Annotated in this window: 2 protein-coding genes and 2 pseudogenes; 2 read left to right on the top strand and 2 right to left on the bottom strand. The window is 72.9% G+C overall.

The features are described from left to right. Positions 1–425 (top strand): annotated as a pseudogene (locus tag K2X24_RS11865) (hypothetical protein); the annotation flags it as partial. Here the strand turns inward: K2X24_RS11865 and K2X24_RS11860 are convergent. Continuing rightward, positions 422–1,621: a GGDEF domain-containing protein gene (locus K2X24_RS11860; RefSeq protein WP_292498171.1), complete on the bottom strand. Its 1,200-nt coding sequence runs from the start codon at positions 1,619–1,621 to the stop codon at positions 422–424. The pseudogene K2X24_RS11865 and the gene K2X24_RS11860 overlap by 4 nt on opposite strands. A gap of 347 nt (positions 1,622–1,968) precedes the next feature. Here K2X24_RS11860 and K2X24_RS11855 point away from each other — a divergent pair, with 347 nt between their 5' ends. Continuing rightward, complete coding sequence (locus tag K2X24_RS11855; protein ID WP_292498168.1) at positions 1,969–2,652, top strand: OmpW family outer membrane protein; 684 nt, start codon at positions 1,969–1,971, stop codon at positions 2,650–2,652. Positions 2,653–2,671: 19 nt separating this feature from the next. Here K2X24_RS11855 and K2X24_RS11850 read toward each other — a convergent pair. After that, positions 2,672–3,523 (bottom strand): annotated as a pseudogene (locus K2X24_RS11850) (chromosome segregation protein SMC); the annotation flags it as partial.

The raw sequence follows: 3,523 nt of genomic DNA, 5'->3' as shown, positions 1-3,523 counted from the left end.
CCGTCTCCGCCGCCGCCCGCCTCGACCTCGCCGGGGCGCGGGCCGCCGCCGGCCTCGCCATCCGCCCCGGCACGGTGGCGCGCCTGACCAATCTGGCCGGCGAAACCCTCGTCCTCGGCCGCCGCACGGGCCAGCGCGGGGTGATGCAGGTGCTCGGGCTGGCCCGTGACCCCGCCGACATGGCCCGGGCGGTGCGCCTGTCCGAGCGCCTCGGCCCCCGCACCCGCGCCGCCCTCGCGCTCCTCGGGCGGGGCGCGCTCGCCCTCGGCGCCGGCCTCACGGCCCTGGCGAGCGCGCTGCTGACGGGGGTGATGTGGTGCCTCGGGGTGGCGCTGTTCTGCCGGCGGCTGGGGCTGCTGCTGGGGCGGGCGATCTGGCGCCGGCCCGTCCCCCGGAAGGCGGCGTGCCAGGCGCGGCTCGCCTAAGCCGCCCGCAGCCCGACGCAGGCCACCTCGCGGTCCGGTCCCCGCGCCGGCGCGCACACCACGCGATCGCGTCCACGGCTCTTGGCGTCGTAGAGCGCGGCATCGGCCCGGTGCAGGGCCTCCTCGAAATCCGCCTCGCCCGGCCCCAGGCCGGCGGCGCCGATGCTGACGGTCACCCGCAAGGGGCCGGAGGAAAGGAGAAACGGCGCCTCGGCGATGACCGCCCGCAACCGCTCGGCGACACCGAGGAGTTCCCGCGCATCGGTCCCGGGCAGCACCACGAGGAATTCCTCGCCGCCCCAGCGAGCCACCATGTCGGTGGCCCGGAGCGCGGCCTTCATCCGGGCTCCGAATTCCGCCAGGACGCGGTCCCCGCCCTCGTGCCCGTGGCGATCGTTGATGGCCTTGAAGTGGTCGACGTCCAGGATCAGCACGCCCATCGCCGGGCGCGCCCCCGGGCGCGGAAAGCGGCGGCGCAGCATCGTCTGCAGGCCACGGCGGTTGGACAGGCCCGTGAGCGGGTCCGTCTCGGCGAGGCGCAGGAGGGTGCGGTGGGCGCGCTCGGCGGCCATCGCGACGAACCCGAAATAGAGGAACACCCCCATGACCTGATCCACGACCATGGAGATGCGCGCGCTCTCGGCCGAGGCGACGGGCAGGTCGGTTCCGACCAGCATCCCGATCGAGAGCACGAAGACGAGGGCGTAGAACCCGAACGCCACGGTCTCGATGGACTGCGCCCAGAGCCGCTCGGCCCCCGCCGAGAGGCGCAGGGTCTCGGACGCGGCCAGGAGGGTCGGCACGAGGCAGCAGGCGAAGACCCCCGCGAGGGCCAGCCGGATGGAGAGGCCGAGGCCGAGGGCGACCGGATAGAAGACGCCCGGGAGGGCGGCGAGGGCGAGGCCGAGCCCGGTCCTCGCCGGCCGGCCGAAGAAGCTGCGCAGCCCGGTCCAAGCGAGGACGATGCTGGCGCCGTAGAGCCAGTAGACGGCCACCGTGACGGGGATGGGGGGCAGTTCGTCCGGTGGCACGCGCATCATGATGAGCGACCCCGCCATCGACGCGCCCATGGCGCCCATCCACTGCCAGAGGTGGGTCTGCTGACGCTGGCTGAGGGCCATGACGAGGAAGACGACGACGTAGGCGCACCGGCTGGCCGCGCTGGCAAAGTGAAGCGTGTAGAGATCAAGCGTCATGGACCGGCATTCCTCCGGTGACGACAGTGACGCGGTGCCGAATTCGAGGGCGCACGACGATACTCTTCTATGGCTCGACGGACTCGGGATACGGAGCGGATCCGAAACTCATCGATCGACTTCGGACCGCCGGGCTTCGGATTTTCTAATACCTGTCATACCAACTTTATATCCTGATATTCAAAGTCTATCGGCGATCCCATTAAAGACAATGTAAGACCGCCCCCTAAAATTTTCGTAAGAGATTTGCATCCATAGATTCGCGACCGTGTCCGGGCTCCGGCGCTTCGCCGCTCGGAAGCCCGCCCGGCGATGCCCCATCGCCCCCCGCTCCGAAAGCAGCCTCCATGTCGGCCTTCGCCCCTCGGTTGGTTCCGGTCCTCGCCGGCCTCCTCGCCCTCGCGCCGCCGGGGGCCGCACGGGCGGCGGAGCCCCCCGGGCCGGCCGCCGCTTCCCTGGAGCCGGGCGCCGGCCTGCGGGCCGGGGACTGGCTCGTCCGGGGCCGGATCGCCGGGTCGATCCCCACGGAGAGCCGCGCGCGCATCGACCTGATCGGCGGGCGCGTCGAGACCCCGGCCGCCCTCCTGCCGGACCTCGACGTGTCGTACTTCCTCACGGACCACGTGGCCTTCGAGGCCCAGGCCGGGGCCGTCCGGACCCGGCCGGTCATCCGGGACTCGCTGGTGGGCGACATCGCGATCGGGTCGATCTGGAACGCGGCGGCGATGGGGCTCGTGCAGCTCCACCTCCTGCCGGGGGCGCGCCTCAATCCCTATGTCGGCATCGGGGTCGCCGCCTCGACGCCCATCGCGATCACGCCGGCCAGGGGTATCCCGGACTTCAAGCTCAAGGCGCAGGTCAGCCCCGTGCTCCAGGCCGGCCTCGACTACCACCTCGGCGGCAACTGGTTCGCGAACGCCATGGTGAAGTACGTCTTCGTGCCACCGCAATCCTACGCGATCGGCGGCGTCAAGGTGGAGGCCGACCTGAACATGCTCATCGTCGGCGCGGGCCTCGGCTACCGGTTCTGATACCCGGTCCCGGACCGGATCACAGGTCCAGAACGTCGACCGCATCCCCCAGCCGCGCCCGCGCCAGGTCCGCCACGTGGCGGTGGTGGGTGAACAGGATCGGCTGGATGGTGTCGCCCACCGCCGCCAGGGCCTCGAGGCCGTGGGCGGTGCGGGAATCGTCGAAGGTGAGGAAGAGGTCGTCGCCGATGAACGGGGCGGGCTCGGACCGGGCGGCGTAATCCTCCAGGTAGGCCAGCCGCAGGGCGAGGTAGAGCTGGTCGCGGGTGCCCTCGCTCAAGCCCTCCACCGGCACGAGTTCGCCCGTGGCGCGGCGCCCGGCGAGGCGGGGCGTGTCGGCGGCATCGTAATCCTGGGCGAGGCCCGCGAAGGCGCCCCCGGTCAGCGCCCCGAACAGGGCGCCGGAGCGGGTCAGCAGCGGGTCCTGCTGGCCGGCCCGGTGGCGGCCGATGGCGGTGCCGAGCATCAGGCCCGCGAGCTTGAGCACCGCCCAGTGCCGGGCGTTGGCCTGCAGTTCGGCTTCCGCCGCCTTGCGCTGGGCGAGCGCCAGTTCGGCGCCGATGCCGCCTTCCAGTTCGGCCCGGCGGCGCTCGTGCCGGTCGCGGTCGGCGAAGGCGAGCTTGCCGCGCTGGTCGAGGTCGTCCTCCTCGGCCGCGAGGTTGGCGATGAGCCCCTCGATGTCGTCGCCCGTGAGCGCCGCGCGCTCCGCCCGCAGATCGGCCTCGGACTGGCCCTCGGCGGCCCGGGCGAGTTCGGCCCGGCGCTCGGCCAGCTCCGCCTCGCGGGCCCGGCGCACGGTCAGGCGCGCGTGCAGGGCCTCCGGGTCGGTGCCGGGGGGCAGGGCCGGCCCCTCCGACAGGAGGGCGGCGAG

It is taken from the genome of Methylobacterium sp. (genome assembly GCF_019750675.1).
Taxonomy (GTDB): Bacteria; Pseudomonadota; Alphaproteobacteria; order Rhizobiales; family Beijerinckiaceae; genus Methylobacterium.
This window is presented reverse-complemented; position numbering and strand designations above follow the sequence as displayed.